Origin of the sequence: Colwellia sp. BRX8-9 (genome assembly GCF_014077245.1) — a bacterium.
Taxonomy (GTDB): Bacteria; Pseudomonadota; Gammaproteobacteria; order Enterobacterales; family Alteromonadaceae; genus Colwellia_A.
In genome coordinates this window covers 1-24,575 of record NZ_JACGVN010000021.1, presented here as the reverse complement: position 1 = coordinate 24,575, position 24,575 = coordinate 1, and the positions used below count along the sequence as shown (strand labels likewise).

Sequence of the window (24,575 nt, the reverse complement as noted above, 5' to 3'; positions counted from 1 at the left end):
TATTATTGTGGTTTAAAACTAATGCTATAGGGCTACATAAAGCATCAAAAAAAGCATAAATAAAAGGCGTATCAAATACGCCTTATTCAGTGTTTTAGTAAAATGCTTGTAAACCAGTTTGTGCTCTACCTAGTATCAGGGCATGCACATCATGTGTACCCTCATAAGTATTAACCGCTTCAAGGTTCATCATATGACGAATAATATGAAACTCATCAGCAATACCGTTACCACCGTGCATATCACGAGCCATGCGAGCAATTTCTAATGCTTTACCACATGAATTACGTTTGATCAGCGATATAGCTTCTGGTGCTAATTGATCCGAATCCATTAAACGACCCACTTGTAAGCAAGCTAATAATCCCGTGGTGATATCGGTTTGCATATCGGCTAATTTTTTCTGAATTAACTGTGTTGCCGCCAAAGGACGACCAAATTGTTCACGGTCTAGTGTGTATTGACGAGCACCATGCCAACAAAATTCTGCAGCGCCTAAAGCGCCCCAAGCAATGCCATAGCGTGCTTTGTTCAAACAACCAAATGGGCCTGATAAACCTTTAACATTTGGTAAAATATTATCGCTAGGTACAAAAACGTTATCCATAACGATTTCACCGGTAATGGATGCTCGTAATGAAAATTTACCTTCAATTTTTGGTGCACTTAAACCTTCCATGCCTTTTTCTAAAACAAAACCACGAATCACACCATCAAGTTTGGCCCAAACCACAAAAATATCTGCCACGGGAGAGTTTGTGATCCACATTTTATTACCCGTAATGCGATAACCGCCATCAACCGCAGTAGCATGTGTAGTTAAGCTACCTGGATCTGAGCCTGAATTAGGCTCAGTTAAACCAAAACAACCAATGTATTCACCAGACGCTAGTTTAGGTAAATATTTCATCCGTTGCTCTTCACTACCATAAGCATAGATTGGATGCATAACTAAAGATGATTGCACGCTCATCGCACTTCGATAACCACTATCTACACGCTCAACTTCTCGTGCAACTAAGCCGTAAGTAACATAATTCACGCCTGCACAGCCATATTTTTCAGGTAATGTAGCGCCTAATAAGCCCAGTGCACCTAGTTCGCGCATAATTTCAACATCAAACACTTCATTTCGGTTAGCCATTAATATTCTTGGCATTAGTTTTTCTTGGCAATATTGATGCGCACTGTCACGGATCATTCGCTCCTCTTCAGACAATAAAGATTCCAATAAAAGTGGATCTTGCCATTTAAATGAGGGACGGTTTGCACTGCTTGAATGAGACATGAAATTACCTGTTAAGCTGAGAAATAATTAAGTGCAAAAATAATAAGCAAATACTAGCCAAAGTTAAAACATTATTTTCCTTTAACTGATATAGTTTAAAGCTATACCTAGGTTGACTAAGTTTATTATGGATTTAAAATCACTCAATTATTTTATTACAGTCTATGAGTTAAAAAGTTTTAGTGCTGCTGCAAAAGCGTGTTTTATTGCCCAGCCTTCAATATCTGCAGCAATAGCACAACTTGAACAACAACTGAAAGTAAAACTTTTTATTCGCCATGCACGTGGTGTAACGCCTTCAGAGCAAGGTAAAAAACTATTTCCATTGGCCAAACAGCTGTTAGGGCAAGCAGGTGCAATAAAAAACGTTTTTTCAGAAAAAACCCATAAGCAACCTTTTAACTTAGGCGTTACCCGCGGCTTAGGTGTTGAACGTATGAGCTTATTATTAAAAGAATTCACCTCAGCAAACCCTTCTGTCGAACTGACTTTAGTGCCACATACTGAAAATGTTGATGCACGTATTATTCTAAAAGATGAATTACAGGAAAATGAGCAGTATATAGACATGTGGCATGAAGATTATTTACTTGCCGTTCCTTATGATCATATATTTGCCCTCGAAGATACCGTCACAATTCAACAGTTAGATGGCTTACCTTTTATTCAGCGAATGCCTTGCAGTGCTTGGGATCATCTACAAGACACTTTAGCGATCGCCGGTATTAGTCTCGACGTACGAGCAAAAATCACTACCATAGATTATGCACTTGGCTTGGTACATGCTGGTTTAGGCTGCGCATTCTTACCCGCACACAGTGAAATTATTAAACGCAGTGACGTGGTCTTTAGGCCAATAGTCGGCTTACAACTCACACGAGAAATTGTATTGGCATACACAACATCGTCAAAAGCCATCAATAACTTAAAGCGTTTAGCTCATAAACATGCCCATTAGACATTACTGATAATGGAGCAGATCCCTCTGTTTTTATAGATAGCTCATTGAACAGCGCGCCATATAAGCTAAAGTTTTGAGCAACTTTCTAACAAAGTAATGAAAATTTTCCAGCTAATCAGCTATGTCTTAACAGACTAAGAGTATTAGCATTAGTTAAAACTGATTAAAAAAATCTAAGTAAATTAATTTTGATCATCGTCGCTATTGCCACAAAGAAGACCAAATACTGAAACTAAAAAGCAGCCTTTTAAAGACTGCTTAGTGCCATGGGCTGTCATTAGGGTAAGTATTTTGAATACCGATCGAAATCGGCATACGAGCCAGTGTAACGTATGGTCACTTTGTCATCACTTTCATAGCAGATATCTTTGCTATTTATTATGTTTTTATAGTTAACACGTGATCTAACTAACACGTCATTAACAAAAGTATCAGCAAAACCATAGAGATTAGGCGAAGAGAAATAATCAAACATATTACAGACTTCATTTTCAGGGATCCCTTCATAAACAAGAGAAATTCCTATATGGTCACTTGAAATAGTAATATTATCGTCATAACCGTGACTAATTATTCCCTCTTTGACTGAATAAAGATCATCAATCAGTTTTTGTTCAATCGCAATTTGATTATTAATATTCTTATTTTTACTGCGGTTATAATATACGCTTATGCTTTCCGCTAACTGAAACCTTTTTCTTAGTTCATTATGTAGTTTATTTTCTGATGAAACATCAAAATTAATAAAAATAGTGACCGCAACTAGTAGGGAGGTAGCCGTTCCCCCCAATGTGATAACCTTTTTTTTGTTGAATAAGTTTTTCTCTAAATAGAGTGCAAAAAATTTAGCTGTAATAAAACCAGTGGCACTTGATATAGAAAAAATCTTTAAATACAATAAAATAAAAATAACGTCATAACCGTAAAAGTGACCAAGAAATAATTTCACAACTATAAATGATGATATCCATGAGATGAGCACTAAGATGATAAATATCTTTGGGGAGTCAAGGTAGGGGAAAGCCGCGATAAAGAATAAAATGCTGAAAATAGGAAACCAATAATGTAATACTATATTGTCAGGTACAACATGCTGCGCTAGGGTGGCTAAAGAAAAAAAAGCAATAAAAATAAAATTTATTTTACTTCTCTGAATAATGCTACCCATTTTTATAACCGTCAGCTAAAGCTAAATAATGATTAAACTCATCTGCAACAGATATATTGTAAACACATTTTAATTTAAAGTTTTTCATTTGAAATCCCTATCATTCTATTTAATCCAATTTCCGCTTATCGCTCTAAGAAGACATTAAGTTTTTCAACTCGTTATGTCAACTAAGCGCTCGCAGAAGACGTTAACACAGTTATTTCATGATGTGTTTCGAATGATTATTAAGGTTCAATTATGGCAGTTGAAGACAGGTTCCAACTTTATTTAGAGTGTTTTTTGGTGCTTTTTTAATAGATAAAGCTTACTGCAACATTTGTTTCGATCTTTATTCACAAAAGCACATTTGTACTCAACGGCATAAGTAGCTTGCATGGGATTTTTGTTTCGATCTTTATTTAGCTTCTACAACAATAATAAAAATTTTAGACTAAAGACAAAAAACCCAACAGTTACGTTGGGTTTGATTGAGTTCTAGTGACTAAATTGGCACTTTAAGACTGATTGTTCGTTAGAACGGGATATCATCATCAAAATCAATCGTTGGCTCTTGAGGGTTAACTTTAGGAGCTGATTGCTTTTGTTGTCCTTGATTTGCAAAACCACCTTGCTGCTGTGGTGCTTGTTGTGAATAACCGCCTTGCTGCTGTGGTGCATTGAAGCCACCTTGTTGCTGTGCTGGTGCATAAGCAGGTTGTTGACTTTGTTGTGGCGCTTGCTGAGAGTAACCACCTTGTTGCTGTGGTGCTTGTTGCGGAGCCTGCTGTGATGATTGCCCAGAAAAGCCACCTTGCTGCTGTGAAGCTTGACCAGCGAAACCGCCAGCTGACTGACCGCCAGAACCTTGACCACGTGAGTCGAGCATTTGCATAGAGCCATTAAAGCCTTGTACAACGATTTCAGTGGTGTACTGATCTTGGCCCTGTTGGTTTGCCCACTTACGCGTTTGTAATGAACCTTCGATATATACTTTCGAACCTTTTTTAAGGTATTCGCCAGCAATCTCAGCTAATTTTCCAAACATAACAACACGATGCCATTCTGTTTTTTCTTTCTGCTCGCCAGTTTGCTTATCTTTCCAGGTTTCAGAAGTTGCAATAGTAAGATTAGCAACGCCGCCACCGTTAGGCATAAAACGTACTTCTGGGTCTTTACCTAAATTACCTAAAATGATTACTTTATTAACACCGGCCATGAAAAAATCCTATCTTTGTGCGTAAATATTTTATTTACTGATTTACGTTATCGACAAACATAAAATAATTTATCGATGCAATTTTAAAAAGTGGCAATTATTCTATCACTGTGAGTAAAAAATTTCTTTGAGTTTCAGTGCATTTTTAAGTTTATTTTTTGATTATTTTAAACCGACATTATTCTTCTGGAAAAAGGTGAGCCTTCATTTCTATTTTTATCTGCTCAGGTATTTTTAAAGACGATTGATTTTCAAAACAAAAGTGAACCATAACGGCAGTTCCTGACGCGCACTTTTTATTTTTTTGCCACGCTTCTTGGTAAACAGTAAACGATGACCCACCTATACGACCTATATAGGTGCGGATTTCAATTTCTTCACCATAGTAAAGTTGAGCATGGAATTCCACATCAATTTTAGCCAGAATTAACTGCCAATTTTTTGTATCTAATGCGGGCATAAAAAATCGAAAGACAGGATCTCTAGCGCCTTCAAACCACACAGGTAACAAGGTATTATTTATATGGCCTAGCGCATCGGTATCGCTAAATCTTGGCATTAATTTTTCACTGAACATAAACATTTTCCACAGATTTTAAGTGAGCTTATTTTACATACTTTTTCATTGTGTTGAAGTGTACAAGCGAAGTTAATAGAATATAAGCTATTGCTATGGTATTTTCATTATCAATATTTATTGAAGCTTATCAAACTATGACTGACTTTATAGAACTATACCCTAACGCCCTTTCTCCAGAGTTTTGTAAAAAATTCATTCATGATTTTGAAAGGAGTCCGCATAAAAACCAAGGACGTACCGGTGGTGGCGTAGATACTAGTAAAAAAATTAGCCAGGATATTTATTTAAATCAGCATGCTGAATTTCAGCCGGCACTGGAAACCATTTTACAAGCCTGTATTACTCATATCACTGAGTATGTGAGCAAATACTACTTTAGCTTGATCAGCAGTATTTCTTTAACCGTACAGCACCCCGTAACAAAGCAGCCCGTACAACTAACCGCTGATAACTTTGAAGAGGTAGGTAGACCTAATTTAGTCAATTTAATACAGTATTTATTTAGGCTCGCCCCGATTAATGCCCAAAAATATTTACAGGGTAAAGGCAATTATAATTATTGGCATTCTGAAATATTTCCACAGCTTGGTGATAATAATGCCTTGCACAGAAACTTGCTTTTTCTTATATATTTAAATGATGTCGAAGAAGGTGGTGAAACTGATTTTTTCTATCAAGAAAGAAGTGTTAAGCCAAAAGCTGGCACTATGGTTATTGCTCCTTGTGGCTTTACTCATACCCACAGAGGCAATGTACCTGTGTCATCAGATAAGTATGTGTTAACGTCATGGATGCTATTTAATCCCGCAGATAAAATTTACACCCCACAACCTTAGCAAAAACATACCCGTTTCACTTCATCATGCCTATGACATGCCGAAGTGAACGGCTATTATCTATTTGCTTATAAAAATAGTTTCAGTAATCGGTCTATTTGAGCCATTCTTAATTTTTTTAACAGTTTTTTAGGTTTTTCTGGGTACTGATCTTGTGACTCGAGTTGCAAGTAACTGCTAATTAATGTCGTATGTTGATTAATAACTGCCAGTTCATCAGTGAGCGTAGGTAATAAGTTTTGCTTGGCATCGTCAATTAATAAACCATTTTCTAGATCTAAGCCCCAAGCCCGTGGATTAAGATTATTACCAGTCAAAATATGCCAGCGTTCGTCAGCAACTATGCCTTTTAAATGAAAACTATTACTTTCGTGCTTCCATAAACGCACTTTCAGTAGCTTGTTATCAATGTATTTTTGTTGTCTTTTCAAAAATGCCTTTAATAAGGTTTCATAAATATAAGGAATAATACCTATTGTTGAAAATTTATCTTCATCCGCAATAAAAAAATCATTGGCTTTTTTATCGCCAATAATAATAGTCACTTCAACGCCACGCTTTAGCGCTGAACGTAAATCTCGCATAACCGGCTTCGGTAAATTAAAATAAGGGGTAAAAATCAGTAAATTTTTCTTTGATAAACGAATCGTTTCGCGGATCTGTTGATTAAGTTGATTTTTTCTCCGGCCAAAACCAATCAGCGGCACAACAGATAATTCACCTGCTAAAGATTCAGGTTTTTGGGCATAGAAGTTAAAACGTACCGTTTTTAATAGCGCTTTTAGCTTAGATATTGTATTTTTTATTTGTAATTTATTAGGTAAAGTTGCCACATTTAATTGCGGCGAGAATTCACTCTTAACAAAGGTTTGTTGAAGGAATTGACAAAAACTTTCACACAACGCCGGTGATTGAATTTGGTAATAACGGTCTAAACGATATTTTTCAGCTTGGTGCAAATAGATATCATTAATACTCGCCCCCGTATAAAGTAAAGTATTATCAAAAATCATGCCTTTAAAGTGCCAAACGCCCATTAACTCTTTACGTTTAACCGGCACACCGTACACGGCAATACTTTCACTGTATTGTGAGGCTACTTCAAGATAAAAATCGCGATTACCTTGCCCTGATTTATCACCAATTAGACCCCTTTGCGCGCGATGAAAATCAACAAACACTTTAATATCTAAATGAGGGTTAGTTTGCTTTGCTTGATATAGGGCATGTAGCACTTGCTGACCAGCCGCATCATCTTGTAAATATAAAGCCGTTATATAAATACGTGATTGCGCACTTTCAATTAATCGAACTAAGGCGGTAGCATATTGTTTTGCGCTTGATAGCACCGTAATATTTTCAGCTAAAAGAGGAATACCCGCTAATACTTTATTCATTCAGGAAATCCACTTAATTTATGAACACATTGGTTTAACGGGCAATAATACCTTATTTGTTCAAACAGTCACTTTATTTCGATAAGTCATCGAGTTTAAATTGCGACAGTTGCTGTGTAAGGTGGTCAGCCAGTGTTAATAAATTTTCCCCTGCGCCGGCTGCATCTTTTGCTGATTGCATAACTAAGTCTGCGTCTTGGGCAATACTTTGGGTATTTTCTGCCATTTCTTTTACCATAACACCTTGCTGATTAACGGCGGTTGATATTTGTAAGGTCGCACCAACAATGTCTTCAACATTATGCGTAACCTCTGTAAAAGTGGTTTTGACGAGTGTGGTTTTATCAACACCTTGTTTAGCCATTGCAACACCTTGGTGCATTGCTTCAACAGACCGACTGGTGCCTGATTGTAACAAGGCAATTATACGTTGAATTTCGGCTGTAGAGTCTTGAGTTCGACTGGCTAACGTTCTCACCTCATCAGCAACAACAGCAAAACCACGTCCCTGCTCTCCAGCACGTGCTGCCTCGATAGCCGCATTAAGTGCCAACAAATTGGTTTGATCGGCTATTTCTTTTATGACATTAACAAACTGACCAATGTCATGGCTATATTTTGCCAATTCATCAATAAGGCCTGCAGACGTATTAACCTCTTCTGAAATATTATTAATGGCTTGTGCCGTGTCACTAATAATATGACCACCTTGATTAACGTGCTCGCTGGTTTGTTCCGTTAATTGCAGTGTCGCTTCAGTACTGTCGCAAATCACCTGAACCGAGCCACTAACTTCATTGATAGACCGCACGACGGAGTGTGTGTTTAGCTGTTGCTGGGCAATACTGTGCTTCATATGATCGGTGAGTTGATGAATGTTGTTTCCGAAGCGCGTAATTTGCTAATGTCATCACTAAAGATGGTCAGTAATTGGCGTATTTTTCTTTGCATTTGACTGAAATTTTTAGCAATATCACCAAGTTCATCAGACGCGTTAACCCTTAACGCCTGAGAAAAGTTACCGCTACCTAAATACTCAGCCGCTTGGTTGATGGCATTAACATTATTAATTAAGGAATAATAAATCCCCATGAGTAAGTAGCCAATCACCACAATAACAACTATTAATACTATCGCTAAAATCCAAAGAGTTTGCTCACTCTTCTGCGTTAGGGTATCAATTCTTGTTAATAACAAATTGTCACTAGTTTTTAACAAACTTTCAGCCAATTGATAAACCGTTTCGGCTAATTGTGTCGCTTGCTGTTGAGTTAACGATATTCTATCTGGGTCGATCATCTGTTGATGTAATTTTTGCTGGTATTCATCAAGTTGTAGATTAAAGTCGGCGTGTTTAGGCAAGTATAAAGACAGTTCATCATTAGCAACACGCTCTAGCTGTACGGTTGTTTTGTCAAGTTGTACTTGTAGTTCATCAAGACGTTTATCAAGCGCGATTACAGGAGTGTAATTTTCTGCATTAAAGCCATTGGTAATAATTTGAGCACTGATTGATTCAGTCCGTTTTAAATATTCTAATAAGGCGGGAATTCGTTGGCTACTTGCCTCAGCTAAGTAAAAGGCTATCGCGTCATTTTCTCTGGATAAGCCACTTAAGGCGGCAAGGCGTTCTCGAATCGATAAGCTTTGCTCGTAAATTGCTTGGTAAGCCTCAGTTTGAAGGGAGATTTCTTTTTCTCGTAAACCTTGCCAAGCCTGTAACAATGCAGAAGTTGAAATATCTCTAGGTAAGTTTAATTGTGAAATTTTATTGGTAACTGTACTCGATTTAACTTGTTGAAAGCGACTATCGGCTATAGCTTGCTCTAGTGTTACTGCTTGCTGTATTTGTGTTAGCCCAATTAATTGCTCTTCATGTTGTGTTATCAAAGCACTTTGCTCTTGAACTATCCACCATGAACCAAGAAAAACAGGTAGAAAAAACATACCCGCTAAAAGAATAAATTTCGCTTTAAAACGTAAAGCATTAGAAAGTGAGATTGCAGGTTTTAGAAATGCAGACATAATTACTCTTATTTTTATGGGTTAACTGTTATGCGAATATAACTACATAACAGTTGACCATAAACAGAGTTGCTTTCTTTCAATTATTATTTATATCTTCAACAAGTCGGCGAGCACTTACTGTTAGATGATAGCGGCCAGCTCTGCAGCTTGGCGTATCGCTCTTTTCGCATCTAATTCAGCAGCAACTTTAGCACCACCAATTAAGTGTAGTCCTTGCTCCGCACCCTTGATGCTTTCTAATTTATTATATAAACCACGTTGTGATTCTTGCCCTGCACAAATAATAACATGGTCAACATCTAGTACTTGCTCTATACCATCAATTTCAATGGTTAAACCGGCATCATCTATTTTCTTGTAACTGACCCCAGCTAACATTTTTACACCATTATTTTTTAAGGTAGCTCTGTGGATCCAACCTGTTGTTTTCCCTAACCCTGCACCGACCTTAGTCGACTTCCTTTGTAATAAGTGAATATTACGTGATGTCTTTTCAATAGGCTCTACTGCCGATTTGTCCAGCAAAGCACCATTACCCTGATAACTTTGATCTACGCCCCAGCTCTTTAACCATTTTTCTTTGTTGTTCACGAGAGGACTTTTTTCGTGTTCTTCCGCTAAGTAAACCGCAACATCAAACCCAATACCTCCAGCGCCAATAATGGCAACATTTTTTCCTATGGGTTGTTTATCACGTAGTACATCTAAATAATTTTTTACTTTTTCATGCTCAATACCTTCTATATCGAGTTTTCTAGGTAAAATACCCGTTGCAACCACTATTTCATCAAAGCCAGCATTTGCTAGCGTTTCGGCAGTCGCTTCGGTTGATAAATGTAGCTTAATATCGAGTAAGTTAATTTGCTTATTAAAATATCTAATCGTTTCATAAAATTCTTCTTTACCTGGTACTTGCTTAGCAAAGTTAAATTGACCGCCAATTTCACTAGCACGGTCAAAAATTTCAATTTTATGACCTCGTTGTGCAGCATAGACACTAAAAGCTAAACCAGCAGGGCCAGCGCCTACAACAGCGATACGTTTATTTTTTGACGCTTTAGCGAAGGTGAGTTCTGTTTCATAACATGCCGTTGGATTAACTAAACAAGAAGCACGTTTTTGCTGAAAAACATGGTCTAAACAGGCTTGATTACAACCAATACAAGTGTTGATTTCATCACTTTTATTTTCCATCGCTTTTTGGACAAATTCCGCATCAGCTAAAAATGGTCGCGCCATTGAAACCATATCGGCCTGTCCTGATGATAAAACTTCTTCAGCGACCTCTGGGGTATTTATGCGGTTAGTTGTCACCAATGGAATAGAAACTTCTTGCTTCATTTTCTCTGTGATCCAAGTAAATGCAGCACGTGGTACCGAAGTAGAAATGGTAGGAATGCGCGCTTCGTGCCAGCCAATACCGGTATTGATTAATGTCGCCCCAGCCGCTTCAACCGCCTTTGCCATGGTAACTACATCGGCCCAGCTATTACCTCCATCAACAAGATCTAGCATCGACAATCTAAAGATAAGGATGAATTTTTCACCCACTTTTTCTCTAACAGCTTTAATGATGTCAATGGCTAAGCGCATACGGTTTTCAACGCAGCCTCCCCATTCATCGGTTCGTTTATTAACGCGTACACATGAGAACTGGTTAATTAAATAACCTTCAGAACCCATAATTTCAACACCATCGTAGCCTGCACGTTGTGCTAATAATGCTGAATGGGCAAAGTCTTTAATGGTGCCTTTAATTTGACGAACTGACATCGCAGCGGGTGTAAATGGATTTATCGGTGACTTAACTTTACTTGGCGCAAAGCTAAATGGATGATAAGAATAACGACCGGCGTGCAACAACTGCAAACAAATTTTTGTTGGATACTGATGAACTGCTTCAGTAATTTTTTTATGTTTAGCGACGTGCCAAAACTTACTGAGTTCACAGCCCATAGGTGTTAGGCGCCCGCGTGCGTTGGGGCTAATACCACCGGTAACAATTAAGCCGACACCACCTTTAGCTCGAGCTTGATAAAAAGCAGCCAATTTATCAAAGCCGCCCTTTTCTTCTTCAAGTCCAGTGTGCATTGAGCCCATGAGTGTACGATTTGCTAAGGTGGTAAAACCCAAATCTAATGGGGCTAATAAGTTAGGAAAGGCGCTATTGGCTGTGCTAATTGTCATAGTAGTTCACTTTTTCGGGATTATTTTTATGGTCAAACCAGTTATTATCATTATAAAGTAGACGTTTATAACGATAAATTCAAGTACTATTTTGACAGCTGTCAGATCAAAAATATATTTACTAAAAATTTCAAGCAAGTATGCTGAGTATGATGAAAAAACAGATAATAATTAACGATATCCTTGCCCATTTATCAGCAGAATTGTCTGCGATAAAAACAGCAGCAAATAATGCTCACTTAGCCGCCACTGATGATCAGTCGGTCGCAGAAACTCAATACGATACGCTTGCTATTGAAGCTAGCTATTTAGCGGAAGGTCAATCTAGACGTGTCCATGATATCCAACAAGCTAAACAAGCCATTGAACGGTTTGTTATTTACAACTTTGAGGAAAGAATGCCTGTTTCAATAGGCGCCTTAGTACAGATAACACCAGAAAAAGGTGGAGATAAATGGTTTTTTATTGCGCCGGCCGCAGGAGGCTTTCAAGGCGTATTAAATAGAAAGCCCTATACCGTTATTACACCAAACTCACCGATGGCAAAAGCATTAATAGGTAAGTCTATTGATGATGATGTTGCGTTAACAATAGGCACTAGTAAGCAATATTACCTGGTTAGTGGCGTTTATTAATAGTGGTATTTAACAGCTTTGTCTCTGCTGAACTTGCCTATAAGGAGATAAGCAAATTCAGCAGATGATTTGTCACTATGGGTTCAAGGCAGCTTTGATATCAGCCAAGTTCACCACTTTATCATCAACCTTAAGGTAAACAACCGATTCTTCTTGCACCAATATCGCTTCGATAACCCCAGGTAATTCAATTAATTTTTCGGCGACTTCATTGGCTTTTTCTTGGCAATCAATGCTGGTGGTGAAAGTATAACTTTTTGATTTTTGCAGTGGTTTCATGCTTATAGCACCAAAAAACCATAATAAAGTGATCAATGACATTACTAAAAATATCGCTTGTTCCCCAAATTGGCTGGCAATAATGCCGCCAATAATACCACCGGTAAAAGCACCTAAAAATTGACTACTCGAATAAATACCCATCACACTGCCTTTTACGCCAGCCGGAGCAATGCGTGACAAAATAGATGGCATAGTTGCTTCTAGATAATTAAAGGCAGTAAAAAACATCACCACCAATAACACTAACGTCCAAAAGCCAAGCGGTAAATACCACAACAGTAATAACGAGGCTGCCAGTAATAAGATAGCCGCTGAAAACATCTGTTTTTCTTTTTGCTTTTTAATCGCAATAATCATAAAAGGTACCATCAAAAAGAAAGAACCTAACAAAGCGGGTAAATATAATTGCCAATGTTGCTCTAGCGCTAAACCACTGGCAACAAACTGTTTAGGTAAAGTAATAAAACAAGCCGTTAACGCCATATGAAGAATAAATACTCCCCAATTTAAACGCGATAATTCGGGATTACGAATAAGCTTACTGAGTTGCTCCGGTAAAGCGACACTATCGCCCTTTGGCGCTTTATTTACTGAGTTTGGTACCATGAACTGAATCATTACCATAGCTAAAATGGTTAATATTGCCGTAAACCAAAACAAACCACTCAGCCCAAACGCTTGCGCAACTATAGGTCCAAAAACCATAGCGAGAGTAAATGACAAGCCAATAAACATACCAATAGTTGCCATAACTTTGGGTCGTTGCTCTTCTCGACTCAAATCGGCGGCCAGTGCTAATACGGCACTTGCAATAGCGCCGGTACCTTGTAATGCTCGGCCAAAAACAACGCCATAAATAGTGTCAGACATTGCAGCGACAACACTCCCTAAGAAGAAAATAACTAAACCAATTAAAATAATCGGTTTTCTGCCGTATTTATCAGACAGTATCCCCATAGGTATTTGCAGCATAGCTTGGGTTAGACCATATGCTCCAATAGCTAAGCCTATCCAAATAGGACTAAAGCCGATCAGCTGCTCGCCATAAATAGCAAACACTGGCAAAATCATAAAAAGCCCAAGCATACGCAAGCCAAAAACGGCGGCTAAAGAAAATGCGGCTTTTTTCTCAATACTGTTTAAACCTGTCGTACTCATGGGGCTCTCTATTTAACGTGTCATAAAAAAGCGAAAATTCGCGCTATAGTAGCACGACAAAGTCCTGAACAAAAACAGAGATTATTACTGATTATTGCCGAGTAATTATGCAATAATACTTGGTTCAAACTTTACGTAAAATAGCGATAGCGAATCTATTGAGTTTGTGCACATTCGGATAAACTTATTAGAGTGGATATTTATGAAAAACATTGAAGTACGTGGCGCTAGAACGCATAACCTTAAAAACATCAGCTTAGATATTCCTAGAGAAAAATTAGTCGTTATTACTGGGCTTTCGGGTTCAGGTAAATCTTCACTCGCTTTTGATACTTTATATGCAGAAGGTCAGCGACGCTATGTTGAATCACTTTCGGCTTATGCTCGTCAATTTTTATCGATGATGGAAAAGCCTGATGTCGATCACATAGAAGGCTTATCGCCGGCAATTTCTATTGAACAGAAATCAACGTCGCATAATCCACGCTCTACTGTGGGTACTATTACCGAAATTTACGATTACTTACGACTACTTTATGCCCGTGTTGGCGAGCCACGTTGCCCTACACATCACCAGCCTTTAGCGGCACAAACAAATTCACAAATGGTCGATAAGGTTTTAGCACTTGAAGAAGGTACAAAAGTCATGGTGCTCGCACCTGTGCTTCAAGGTCGAAAAGGTGAGCATGTTAAATTACTCGAGAACCTCGCATCTCAGGGTTATATTCGAGCTAGAATAGACGGCGAGGTCTGTGATTTATCTGATCCTCCAACATTAGAACTTCACAAAAAACATACGATTGAAGTGGTGGTTGACCGTTTAAAAGTACGTGACGATATTCAACTTCGCTTATCCGAATCTTTTGAAACCGCATTAAGTTTAACCGCGGGTACCGCTAAAGTTGCCTTTATGGATGAACCTGATCGAGAAGAATTAGTCTTTTCAGCTAATTTTGCTTGTTCAAAGTGTGGTTATAGTATGCAAGAGCTTGAGCCGCGCTTATTCTCATTCAATAATCCAGCAGGTGCCTGTAAAACCTGTGATGGTTTGGGTAATCAACAGTTTTTTGACTGTGCTCGTGTTATTACTAATCCTGAATTGAGCTTAGCGGGTGGTGCAATACGTGGCTGGGACAAACGTAATTTTTACTATTTTCAAATGCTACAAGCACTGTCTGATCATTATAAATTTGCCCTTGATAAACCTTTTGAAAAATTATCCAAGAGTGACCAAGATTTAATCCTTCGTGGTAGTGGTAAACAAGAGATTGAATTCAAATATATGAACGACCGTGGTGATGTTGTTATTCGTAAGCACCCGTTTGAAGGCATAATTAATAATATGGAACGACGATTCCGTGAAACAGAATCTAATGCCGTTCGTGACGAATTATCAAAATACTTAAATAGCCAACATTGCCCAGATTGTAATGGCAGTCGTTTACGCCTTGAAGCGCGTAATGTTTTTATTGCTGATACACCATTAACTGATATTGCCGAGCTTGCTATTTCTGACGCCTTAGCCTTTTTCGAAAACTTAAATTTATCAGGTCAGAAAGCACAAATTGCAGAAAAAATTCTTAAAGAAGTGTGTGAACGTTTAGGCTTCTTAGTTAATGTTGGCTTAAATTACCTCAATTTATCACGCGCTGCTGGCACCTTATCAGGCGGTGAAGCACAACGTATTCGTTTAGCAAGCCAAATAGGTGCTGGTTTAGTTGGCGTAATGTATGTATTAGACGAACCATCAATTGGGTTACATCAACGCGATAACGAACGTTTATTAAAAACCTTGATCCATTTACGTGATTTAGGCAATACCGTGATCGTGGTTGAGCATGACGAAGACGCCATCAGAGCCGCCGATTATGTTATTGATATTGGCCCTGGAGCCGGTGTTCATGGTGGTGAAATTATTGCTCAAGGTGATGTAAATGATATTTTAGCCTGTGAAAATTCACTAACGGGTAAGTACCTTTCAGGACGAGAAGGTATTGAGATACCTAAGGTTCGTGTACCTTTTGATAAAAACAATGTCGTTGAACTAAAAGGCGCAACCGGTAATAATTTAAAGAATGTTGATTTAGTTATACCCAATGGTCTTATGACCTGTGTAACCGGTGTTTCAGGTTCAGGCAAGTCGACCTTGATTAACGATACCCTATTTAAACTTGCTCACATTGCTTTAAATGGTGCGACGACACAAGAACCGGCACCGTATAAAGAAATTATTGGTTTAGATTTACTTGATAAAGTTATCGATATTGACCAAAGTCCCATAGGGAGAACACCACGCTCAAACCCTGCAACCTATACGGGTATATTTACCGCTATTCGTGAAATTTTTGCTGCGACTCAAGAGTCACGTTCAAGAGGGTATAAACCCGGACGCTTTAGCTTTAATGTAAAAGGCGGGCGTTGTGAAGCTTGCCAAGGCGATGGATTAATCAAAGTTGAAATGCATTTCTTACCTGACGTTTATGTTCCTTGTGATGCGTGTAATTCAAAACGTTATAATCGTGAAACATTAGAAGTAAAATATAAAGGCAAGAGCATTCATGAAGTGCTTGATATGACAATCGAAGACGCTTTAACTTTTTTTGCACCCATCCCAGCTATTAATCGTAAATTACAAACGTTAATGGATGTTGGTTTAAGTTATATTAAATTAGGTCAGTCTGCCACGACCCTTTCAGGTGGTGAGGCACAACGGGTTAAATTATCAAAAGAGCTATCCAAACGTGATACTGGTAAGACCCTCTATATTCTTGATGAACCAACCACAGGTTTGCATTTTCACGACATCAAACAACTGATGCATGTTATCCATCGTTTGCGTGACCATGGCAATACTGTTGTTGTTATAGAGCATAACTTAGACGTGATAAAAACAGCCGATTGGATTATTGATTTAGGCCCTGAAGGTGGCTCTGGTGGTGGTGAAATATTGGTTTCTGGTACACCTGAACAGGTTGCTAAACACAAGACATCACATACCGCGAGGTTCTTAAAACCTTTACTCGAGAAGCAAGCAGCTAAAAAGCGTAAATAAGCCTTAACAAACCCAAAAGGCGTGTATCTCCGTTTAACTTGAATTTTCAGGATGCAACTGAAATTCAGGTCGAACGGCTACCTATCAAATTGGCTTGGTATATCGCGCCTTTTGTCGTTAAGATAGCTTTACTTAATAGACAATATTACTGATACCCTAAATGACGGATACCAAACCCCAGCCATCATGGCAAAACCCATTCATTTACCTACTCGCTTTTTGTAGCGGTTTTTGCATAATGGGCATTGAACTATTAGGTGGCAGAATACTTGCTCCTTTTTTTGGCAGTAGTGTGCATATTTGGGGCAGTATAATTACCGTGTTTATGCTGAGTTTATCGTTTGGCTATTTGGCTGGTGGTAAGCTGTCGACAAAAAATGCTTCTTTGAAAAAATATGGTTTTATCTTTGTATTAGCAGGCATTACCATTTTGCCCGTTGCCTTATGGTCAACAACAATAATGGAAGTCATCTTTTTAAATGTTGAAGATTCTCGCTATGGCTCTTTACTCGCCTGTACAGCGCTCTTCTTTATACCTACTATTATTTTAGGGATGATCTCCCCTTACTCGGTCCGCTTATTAGTAACTGACCGAGATAAGAGCGGTCAAATCGCTGGAAAACTATATTTTGTTTCCACACTAGGTAGTGCATTAGGTACTATTCTTACTTCATTTTATCTGGTGTTATTTTTTGAAGTGAACAGTATTATTATGGTGTTTAGCTCGATATTAGCGTTATTGGGACTTATTGCTATTGTCTTAAATAAATCGGTGAAATCTGTTAGCTTTAATACAGTAGGTGTTATAAATGAGTAAGCTTAATTATTCGATGTTAACTATTTTTATCCTGAGTTGCCTATTTGTTAATAGTACAAGCGCTGAAGTCGTTCACCAAGAACGTTCATTATATCGAAATATATTGGTTGATGATCAAGGTGATTTACGTTGTTTGAAATTCAATGTGAAAACAACTAAAACGAATCAAAGCTGCTTTTATAAAACTGCCCCTCAACGTTTAGTCTTTAATTATACAAAACTACTCTTTTCCGGTTTGCTATTAATTGAGCAGCCTAAAAGTATTCTTATTGTTGGTTTAGGTGGCGGAACTATGTCAAACGTCCTTCAAGAACTCTACCCAACCAGTAAAATCACCAATGTTGAAATAGACCCTGCGGTTGTAAAAGTTGCTCGGCAATATTTTGGTTTTCTCGAAAACCAAGCTGTTTCATCGGTAATACAAGATGGCAGAATTTTTATTAAACGCGCGTTGATCAGAAAACAACAATACGATTGGATAATTCTTGATGCGTTTAACGGTGATTACATTCCTGAGCACTTATTAACGCAAGAGTTTTTACAAGAAGCTAAAGATTTACTTAGCCCCGAAGGTGTATTAAGCGCTAATACTTTTTCAGTCAGTGATTTATATGCACATGAATCAGCTACCTATAAAGCAGTATTTGGCGATTTTTATAATGTACGAAACTATAAAAATAGTAATCGCATTATCTTAGCCGCCAAAGGACAACTGCCCAGTGTTGAATTAATTAATCAGCGAGCAAAAAAATTACAAACACGTTTAACACCTTTCAATATTGATTTATTAAAGATAAGCCAACAAATGACACCAATTAGTGTCGAGCAAGACTGGCCAGAAAAGACTAAGTTATTAACTGACCAGTTTTCACCGGCTAACTTATTGAATTAAGTAGGAGGCACTTAACTTTGTGCTTTTAGCTTTAACTGATTGCTCTGCAATTACTTTAAATAGCTAATACTTTGATCGGTAACACAACGAGTAAAGCTTTTTTGCCTTTCTTCTCGGCTTAACGTTGAAATACTTGCCGTTACCACCGCCATTCTTTCTAACTTCTGCTGCGGTGGTAAACTTGATAATTGCTCAGAAAAACAGCCATGCAAACCATAATTCAAGGCAGTATCAGACTGTGTTGTTGCTCCCGCTAAACAAGCCGTTAATTTTTCAGCCAGTAAATTACGGTCCATATCTTCAACAAGCTCCTTTACTTGATAATTAGCATTACCGCTATTTTTAGCTTGGTCACAAGCAAAAAACATATCTGCAACGGCAACTACCGGTATTAAGCGTTCATGTTGAGCGCTAAAACGTAACTTTAGCCATTTGTCATGCTCAAGTTGCTCGGGTGTTTTATCTGCTGAAGCATTCGCTATGCTCAATGGTAAAATTAAAGCAATGAACAAGGAGCTGATCTGTAAAAGTATTTTCATAAGTCTGTCTAAAAGATAAAGTATTGCGTGCAATTTACCTTACTCATCATTAAAAATACAATTATCGTTTTATAACTATCACACTTCACCTCGTTAAATATCCGTGTTCTAATAAGAAAAACTCTGCAAAGTAAAATACTATGAACACTAGAAAATTAATTCCATTGTTATTCTCTGTCCTGACCAGTTTTTGTTTTACAACGGTAAGTTTTGCCCAGCCAATAGCACAGGAAAACGTATTACAAAATTTTGATAAATTAATTGCTGATCACAAAGGACAAGTGATCTATTTAGATTTTTGGGCATCTTGGTGTGGTCCTTGTCGAAAGTCCTTCCCGTGGATGAACGAAATACAAGCGCAATATAAACAGCAAGGCTTAACTATTATCAGTGTTAACGTTGATAACAATAAAGCATTAGCAGATGAATTTTTGGCAGAAGTTCCGGCTGATTTCACCGTTTTTTATGACCCTAAAGGCAATGTTGCCCGTAAGTTTAAATTAAAAGGCATGCCAAGCAGCTACATCATTGACCGTTCAGGAGAGGTGGTTAGTACTCATGTTGGCTTTTCAGAAAGTAAAAAAGAAAAGTATCAACAAGAGTTAGAAGCTTTACTTCAGTCGACAGAGTAAAGAATACTTACTCAACAATAGCTAAGTAGGCTCAGCTATTTATAAATAGACCAGACCTTAATTAGCGTTAAAGGTCTGGGGTTGAACACTTGCTAAGGGTAATATTAACGTTTTTTATAAGTAAACTTTAGCCAAATATAAATACCACTCACTGATAGTAAGATAAGCATCAAAGCAACAATGTCCATAAACCAAACACCTAAGTTACCAAATAATCGGCCAGAGTGAGCATCAAGAATCACTCTTTCCCAGTTTAAAAACTGCGATTGGAATTTTTTGTTCGCCACAACCAACTCATTTTCGGTCACAGAAGCACTTTCCACCCAAGACGGCTCAACCAGCGTAGTGATCTTTTGCCACTCAAAGAAATCACTATCTCCTTGAAAATAACCCTCTGGTGTATTTAAAACAAGCTGATCACCAATAATTCTAAATGCTGAAATAGGCGTAGGTAAATCACTGGAATTGTCGATCTTATCAATAATAAGCCCTTCGTCAGTAAAAATAACAAGTTGCTTTGTGGTAACCAACAATAGATAAGATTGAAAACGGCTAATACCGATAACAGGCGTATCACTTTGAAAAACCACTTGATCGTTTAACCAGATAAGCTGGTCAGTGACTAACCATTCTTTTTGTTGATAAAAACGAATATCACTAGGGGGCTTAATTCCATAATGATTAAGTAGTATTGAGCTAGTGATTGATTTATCTGACAAAGAAAAAAATGAGGTGTGGTTTAAAGCGACACCCGAAATAGAAAGAAAAATCAGGAATAATGCAGCAAATATACCTAGTTGCCGATGCCATTTTCGCAGATGACGAACAAAACGATTACGGATTAAGTATGCTGATTTTTTATTTATCATTGGGATACGTTAGACCTATCTAAATAAATTTATTACCGGTAAAAATTAAACTTTTACCTTTTTATTTAACCACAATGCCAAACGTGCAACTTTAGTTAGTGCGCGTACCGACATGGTTGCGCCTGTTATACCATCAATATGTTGATTAAGCATGTTTTCTTTAGTCAGTGAGGCTGACTTAAACTGATTTGTGAAAAAGTCATGTCGAACTTCATCACCACGGGACTCTCGATAGACAAGGACTTTAAGGTCAACTACCTGCTCGTCTTTAATATGAACACCAATTGTAATAGGTTGTTCTTTACCTATTTCTTCAAGCACCCAAACCGTTGCATTTTCTTGCTGCCAGTACCTTACGCGTAAACGGTTATATTCATGGCTCATAATATCACTAATTGCCACTTTGTCGTCATTTGACAACCATAGCGCTTTAGATTTTGGTGATTCACCATTAAAAGAACTGCTAATAAACTGCTTAGATGTTTGATAAATACCATTCGCAAACGCAGGTGTTTGCAAACTAAGTATAACTAAGAAAGTGAATATAATTTTAACCACATGTCACCCTTGATGATAAATAGATTTGTTAAAACACAAAAGTGAATGAGCAAATAATGCTCATTCACTTCCATGTGAATTATAACCTAACGCAAGTTTGCGATAAGTAAATCAAATTAAAACTGGTAGCCAAAACCTAAGTTAAAGCCTTGCGAGTCTTTTGAACCGCTTAATTCTTCAAAATCAGCTTTTAGTACAACGTTTTCATGTAAGTAATAATTGATACCTACACTGGTTGATTCAACAGCATCAGAAGAACTAGCTCCTGCTTCATTGTTATATTCAGCATAGCGGGCAAAAGCACCCATTTTTTCATTAAACATATATGAAGGTTCAACGTACCAACCAGTTTGCTCATCTCGACCTAATGCTTTTGCTTCTTTACCGTAAATATTCCAAGCGGCATATAGTGCACGAACGGTGAAGTTATTAACTTGGTAAATAGCATGGGCTTGAATTAATGTTGCAGCAGCTTTATCAACACCAGCAGCACTTTGAGCCAAATCTGTTTGAAACTGAACCGTTGCGGCTAACTCTAAGCCTGGAATAGCTGTATATTTTATACGCCCAGTGTAGGCTAAGTTTTCAGCGGAAGCGTTAGAAACTTTTTGACGTCCGCCTCTAATTTTGTAATCATCTCCAACGTTTAAGCCACTAGTTATAGCGGTATCAACAGCTATACCTGGCGCCAACTTAAAGTTAGCTGCAACACCGGCTTCCCACCACGTAGCTGGAATAATATTTTTTTCAACACCGTTACGTTCAACACCATAAAATGTTGGTGGCTCGTGAGTTTCGTTTATGATGCCAACAGGAACCAAAAACAAACCTGTTTTGGTAGTGATAGTGTCGCTATAATCGTACTCTACGTAAGCTTGTTCTAGCTCAACTTCGCCATCTTGCCCTTCACCAGCAATACTATGTTCTAATTCGAATTCAGAGAAAAAGCGAATTTTATTGGTGAACTCATGACCAAAGAATAGTACGAAACGATGAAAATCAACTTTCGCGTCAGTATCTTTATAGTTGTTATAATGTAATTCGCCGTAGCCACCAATGGTTGTTTTGGCAAATGGGCTAGCAGTTGTACTTGACTCAACTTGGTCAGCAGTTGCTTCTAAGCGCTGCTCTGTTTGATCTAAACGTTGTTCTAAGCTCTTTAATACTTCTTGTTGCTGGGCAATAACTTTACGTAATTCCTCTGTATCGTCATTTGCAATAACAGCCGTGCTAGCAAATAAGCCAACAAGTGCAGAAGCAATTAAGGTTTTCTTCATCATGGGTTCATGTCCGTTAAAGTTTGTAGAGAGAGTTTTTTATAATTGAAGTGATAATACACATGAATAAAACGTAATGCAAACGATTATCATTAAGTCTTTCGTTTGTGTTTGATATAGATCAAGATTTAAACTAGATACTTCAGAGATCCTATAATTGGTAACATCGAAATGTGCTATGTTTGTAATACACTTTATGTATTCGCCGTGCAGTTTACTTAAAAATCAATATAAGCTTAAAAGAAAGAAAGTAAATATTCATCTCCCTTTAGACAGCCAGCCTACCCCTAATGTAAAAGCTAAACCTGAAGATATAACAGCAAGAATTTTAGATAAAAGACTCGCTGATGCAATTTTTTCTGTCGTATAAGCCTTTATTTACTTTAGTAACATTAACCAAGCCTGAGCGTAGTCGGGTAAATGCTTATTAGCTTGGTGATAATCACTCCAACCTTTATAGCTATCTACTAACATATCCAATTGGAATAAATTATCATCGAAGGCTCCACCTTGATCAGCTAGGACACCGATCCGTGATATATTTTCATTATTACGGTCATAGCTAACCATAAAGAGTTTACCTAACCCTAGCTGCTTTACATTGCCAGCAAACGTTACTTGAGATTTTAACGCTATCTTATCCTCTTGTTTTTGGCCATAGCCCATAATGCTAGGGACCTCAATAAAATACCAATATCTTGCTTGCTCTCGTTTTCCTAATGCATAATCATAAGCTATGCCGTTATTACGGTGAACATTAAAGTAACGTACTTTTCCATCGACGTTTACCACGCCAGTGCCTTGTAACAAAACATCATGTAATGCTTCTTCAGATAACCAAATTAGAGGTTTAACCGCTGTATTTGTTGATAAGGCTCCTGCCATAATATCTTGTCGGGTATACCTATACCTTATCAATTGCGGTTTCTGGTTTTCAGCTTGCTCTAATGAAAGACCTTCCTCATCAGTCGGTAAAGCATACAAAGCTTGATTATATTTAGTGGTTTTAACGGTACTGGCATCTAATAGTTTCGTATAATATTTAGTAAGAAAAATTTTATCTTTGGGAATACTATTTAGTAATCGACTTTTAACTTCATTGGTACTTTTATCTGCAATGAGTTGTGCTGTCTGTGTATCAGGGAGCCAACGAAAAAAATTAAAATTCTCTTTTACAAATGCTATATCGTGTAGGCGACTCTGTCGTTTTGCTCGAACGTCCTCACGATAAGTTGTACAGATAAACGCCAATGTTTGTTCAATATCTTGCATACTAATTTTATTGTTAAATATTGTCCCTGGGTGTACTGCAAACTTATCGCTAGGAACCTTTTTTATATAATCCATTGTATTTTCAGTAACTTGACATAAGTCACTTGCTTTAAAATCTACAAGTTTATTAATACTTGGTGATTTTTCAAGGACAAATTCATAAGCATTCACTTGAAATATAAACAGGAATACAGAGGAAAATAAATATATTAAGTAGCGCATTAATCAGACCTATTAAAACTTTTTCAATATTGTAACTATTAAGCTAATAAAAGATATAGGTTTATCATAGAACAAACAGCAAAATATCCTACTCTGACATGAGCATGTCTAATATAAGACACACTACCCTTGTTATTAATGCATGCTAGCTATGGATTTGGTCTTTTTTAAACGTCAGAAAGCAAAAAACCCGACTCTTTCGGATCGGGTTTCTGACGTGTAGGGATATACTAATGTCGCGTTGCCAAGGATGGCCAAGAGCGACCTAATTGGAAGCGGAGAATGTCCTAGGCTCACATGGGCATATCGAACATAAGTCACACTACCCTTGTTATTAATCCATGCTAGCTATGGATTTGGTCTTTTTAAACGCCAGAAAGCAAAAAACCCGTTACGTTAGTAACGGGTTTTTGACGTGTAGGGATATACTAATGTCGCGTTGCCAAGGATGGCAAAGAGCGACCTAATTAGGAGCTTAGAATGTCCTACTCTCACATGGGCATGTCGGACATAAGTCACACTACCGTTGTTATCAGTGCATGCTAGTTATGGATTTGGTCTTTTTTAAACGTCAGAAAGCAAAAAACCCGTTACGTTAGTAACGGGTTTTTCTAATTAGGAGCCTAGCAATGTCCTACTCTCACATGGGAACTCCCACACTACCATCGGCGCTACTGCGTTTCACTTCTGAGTTCGGAATGGGATCAGGTGGTGCCACAGTGCTATT

Annotated in this window: 22 protein-coding genes and 1 rRNA gene; 8 read left to right on the top strand and 15 right to left on the bottom strand. The window is 37.8% G+C overall.

All coding sequences use genetic code 11. The features are described from left to right. Positions 1-94: 94 nt before the first annotated feature. Positions 95-1,288 carry an acyl-CoA dehydrogenase gene (locus H4J70_RS15920; protein ID WP_182218685.1) on the bottom strand — a complete coding sequence of 398 codons (1,194 nt, stop codon included), beginning with the start codon at positions 1,286-1,288 and terminating at the stop codon, positions 95-97. Between the two features lie 127 nt (positions 1,289-1,415). Here H4J70_RS15920 and H4J70_RS15915 point away from each other — a divergent pair, with 127 nt between their 5' ends. Then, a complete protein-coding gene (locus H4J70_RS15915; RefSeq protein WP_182218687.1) occupies positions 1,416-2,246 on the top strand; it encodes a LysR family transcriptional regulator in 831 nt (276 codons plus the stop codon). 280 nt (positions 2,247-2,526) lie between these two features. Here the strand turns inward: H4J70_RS15915 and H4J70_RS15910 are convergent, their stop codons facing one another. From H4J70_RS15910 to H4J70_RS15900, 3 genes are all read right to left on the bottom strand, one after another. Further along, positions 2,527-3,417 carry a hypothetical protein gene (locus H4J70_RS15910; RefSeq protein WP_182251442.1) on the bottom strand — a complete coding sequence of 297 codons (891 nt, stop codon included), beginning with the start codon at positions 3,415-3,417 and terminating at the stop codon, positions 2,527-2,529. A 514-nt stretch (positions 3,418-3,931) separates the two neighbouring features. Then, positions 3,932-4,615 carry a single-stranded DNA-binding protein gene (gene ssb, locus H4J70_RS15905; RefSeq protein WP_182251441.1) on the bottom strand — a complete coding sequence of 228 codons (684 nt, stop codon included), beginning with the start codon at positions 4,613-4,615 and terminating at the stop codon, positions 3,932-3,934. 178 nt (positions 4,616-4,793) lie between these two features. After that, the gene (locus H4J70_RS15900) at positions 4,794-5,192 is read right to left on the bottom strand and encodes a thioesterase family protein (protein WP_070375598.1); all 399 of its coding nucleotides are present in this window, start codon (positions 5,190-5,192) and stop codon (positions 4,794-4,796) included. Positions 5,193-5,329: 137 nt separating this feature from the next. Between H4J70_RS15900 and H4J70_RS15895 the strand changes: the two genes are divergently transcribed. Further along, positions 5,330-6,031 carry a 2OG-Fe(II) oxygenase gene (locus H4J70_RS15895; protein WP_182251456.1) on the top strand — a complete coding sequence of 234 codons (702 nt, stop codon included), beginning with the start codon at positions 5,330-5,332 and terminating at the stop codon, positions 6,029-6,031. Between the two features lie 68 nt (positions 6,032-6,099). Here H4J70_RS15895 and pssA read toward each other — a convergent pair whose 3' ends face one another. The 4 genes from pssA to H4J70_RS15875 all read right to left on the bottom strand — a co-directional run bounded on the left by pssA (position 6,100) and on the right by H4J70_RS15875 (position 11,643). Then, positions 6,100-7,428 carry a CDP-diacylglycerol--serine O-phosphatidyltransferase gene (pssA, locus tag H4J70_RS15890; RefSeq protein ID WP_182217949.1) on the bottom strand — a complete coding sequence of 443 codons (1,329 nt, stop codon included), beginning with the start codon at positions 7,426-7,428 and terminating at the stop codon, positions 6,100-6,102. 73 nt (positions 7,429-7,501) lie between these two features. After that, entirely contained in the window at positions 7,502-8,284 is a 783-nt protein-coding gene (locus H4J70_RS15885) for a methyl-accepting chemotaxis protein (protein ID WP_182251440.1), read from the bottom strand. Beyond that, the gene (locus H4J70_RS15880) at positions 8,281-9,453 is read right to left on the bottom strand and encodes a HAMP domain-containing protein (RefSeq protein ID WP_182251439.1); all 1,173 of its coding nucleotides are present in this window, start codon (positions 9,451-9,453) and stop codon (positions 8,281-8,283) included. Before H4J70_RS15880 ends, H4J70_RS15885 begins: the two co-directional genes overlap by 4 nt. 123 nt (positions 9,454-9,576) lie before the next feature. After that, on the bottom strand, positions 9,577-11,643 hold the full coding sequence (locus tag H4J70_RS15875) for an NADPH-dependent 2,4-dienoyl-CoA reductase (RefSeq protein ID WP_182217945.1): 2,067 nt from the start codon (positions 11,641-11,643) through the stop codon (positions 9,577-9,579). 149 nt (positions 11,644-11,792) lie between these two features. Between H4J70_RS15875 and H4J70_RS15870 the strand changes: the two genes are divergently transcribed. Next, positions 11,793-12,278 carry a hypothetical protein gene (locus tag H4J70_RS15870; RefSeq protein ID WP_182251438.1) on the top strand — a complete coding sequence of 162 codons (486 nt, stop codon included), beginning with the start codon at positions 11,793-11,795 and terminating at the stop codon, positions 12,276-12,278. A gap of 75 nt (positions 12,279-12,353) precedes the next feature. Here H4J70_RS15870 and H4J70_RS15865 read toward each other — a convergent pair whose 3' ends face one another. Then, positions 12,354-13,718, bottom strand: coding sequence for an MFS transporter (locus H4J70_RS15865; RefSeq protein WP_182217943.1), 1,365 nt, complete (start codon positions 13,716-13,718; stop codon positions 12,354-12,356). Positions 13,719-13,920: 202 nt separating this feature from the next. On the opposite strand from H4J70_RS15865, the gene uvrA reads away from it, so the two are divergent. From uvrA to H4J70_RS15850, 3 genes are all read left to right on the top strand, one after another. After that, positions 13,921-16,770 (top strand): excinuclease ABC subunit UvrA, encoded by a 2,850-nt coding sequence (uvrA, locus tag H4J70_RS15860; RefSeq protein WP_182251437.1) that lies wholly within the window; start codon positions 13,921-13,923, stop codon positions 16,768-16,770. Positions 16,771-16,930: 160 nt separating this feature from the next. Next, the gene (locus H4J70_RS15855) at positions 16,931-17,587 is read left to right on the top strand and encodes a fused MFS/spermidine synthase (RefSeq protein WP_182217942.1); all 657 of its coding nucleotides are present in this window, start codon (positions 16,931-16,933) and stop codon (positions 17,585-17,587) included. Continuing rightward, on the top strand, positions 17,580-18,479 hold the full coding sequence (locus tag H4J70_RS15850) for a fused MFS/spermidine synthase (protein ID WP_182251436.1): 900 nt from the start codon (positions 17,580-17,582) through the stop codon (positions 18,477-18,479). The genes H4J70_RS15855 and H4J70_RS15850 overlap by 8 nt, the downstream gene beginning before the upstream one ends. Before the next feature lie 50 nt (positions 18,480-18,529). On the opposite strand, the gene H4J70_RS15845 is transcribed toward H4J70_RS15850, so the two are convergent. Further along, a complete protein-coding gene (locus H4J70_RS15845) occupies positions 18,530-19,018 on the bottom strand; it encodes a hypothetical protein (protein WP_070375591.1) in 489 nt (162 codons plus the stop codon). Between the two features lie 140 nt (positions 19,019-19,158). Here H4J70_RS15845 and H4J70_RS15840 point away from each other — a divergent pair, with 140 nt between their 5' ends. Further along, positions 19,159-19,650 (top strand): TlpA disulfide reductase family protein, encoded by a 492-nt coding sequence (locus tag H4J70_RS15840; protein ID WP_182217939.1) that lies wholly within the window; start codon positions 19,159-19,161, stop codon positions 19,648-19,650. 104 nt (positions 19,651-19,754) lie between these two features. Here H4J70_RS15840 and H4J70_RS15835 read toward each other — a convergent pair whose 3' ends face one another. The 3 genes from H4J70_RS15835 to H4J70_RS15825 form a co-directional block, all read right to left on the bottom strand. After that, the gene (locus H4J70_RS15835) at positions 19,755-20,519 is read right to left on the bottom strand and encodes a PepSY-associated TM helix domain-containing protein (RefSeq protein WP_182251435.1); all 765 of its coding nucleotides are present in this window, start codon (positions 20,517-20,519) and stop codon (positions 19,755-19,757) included. Between the two features lie 45 nt (positions 20,520-20,564). Next, on the bottom strand, positions 20,565-21,077 hold the full coding sequence (locus H4J70_RS15830; RefSeq protein ID WP_182222957.1) for an FMN-binding protein: 513 nt from the start codon (positions 21,075-21,077) through the stop codon (positions 20,565-20,567). Positions 21,078-21,193: 116 nt separating this feature from the next. Beyond that, on the bottom strand, positions 21,194-22,354 hold the full coding sequence (locus H4J70_RS15825; protein ID WP_182222960.1) for a porin: 1,161 nt from the start codon (positions 22,352-22,354) through the stop codon (positions 21,194-21,196). 178 nt (positions 22,355-22,532) lie between these two features. Here H4J70_RS15825 and H4J70_RS15820 point away from each other — a divergent pair, with 178 nt between their 5' ends. Continuing rightward, positions 22,533-22,724 carry a hypothetical protein gene (locus H4J70_RS15820; RefSeq protein WP_182251434.1) on the top strand — a complete coding sequence of 64 codons (192 nt, stop codon included), beginning with the start codon at positions 22,533-22,535 and terminating at the stop codon, positions 22,722-22,724. 8 nt (positions 22,725-22,732) lie between these two features. On the opposite strand, the gene H4J70_RS15815 is transcribed toward H4J70_RS15820, so the two are convergent. Beyond that, on the bottom strand, positions 22,733-23,848 hold the full coding sequence (locus H4J70_RS15815; protein ID WP_182231066.1) for an MltA domain-containing protein: 1,116 nt from the start codon (positions 23,846-23,848) through the stop codon (positions 22,733-22,735). 621 nt (positions 23,849-24,469) lie between these two features. Next, positions 24,470-24,575, bottom strand: a 5S ribosomal RNA gene (gene rrf / locus H4J70_RS15810); the annotation flags it as partial.